Source organism: Silvanigrella paludirubra, assembly GCF_009208775.1.
Classification (GTDB): Bacteria; Bdellovibrionota_B; Oligoflexia; order Silvanigrellales; family Silvanigrellaceae; genus Silvanigrella; species Silvanigrella paludirubra.
Map to the genome: position 1 here is coordinate 1 of NZ_WFLM01000027.1, position 255 is coordinate 255.

Consider the following 255-nt stretch of genomic DNA (forward strand, 5'->3'; position numbering starts at 1 on the left):
ACAAGGCGAATGATGCCTTTGTGGAAGCGATTAAGGGCGTACGGAGGATGCCTAGGTATCGAGAAGCGAAGAAGGACGTGTCAGGCTGCGAAAAGTATCGGCGAGCCGCCAAGAAGGCTTTGACCCGATAATGTCCGAATGGGGGAACCCAGTCCGCAAGGATTACCATGAACTGAATAAATAGGTTCATAGGAGCGAACGGAGGGAATTGAAACATCTTAGTACCTCTAGGAAAAGAAAACAAACAAGTGATTC

At 48.2% G+C, this 255-nt stretch carries 1 rRNA gene; it reads left to right on the forward strand.

Features of this window, described 5'->3' with window-relative positions:
• Positions 1-20 precede the first annotated feature (20 nt).
• Positions 21-255, forward strand: a 23S ribosomal RNA gene (locus GCL60_RS17240); the annotation flags it as partial.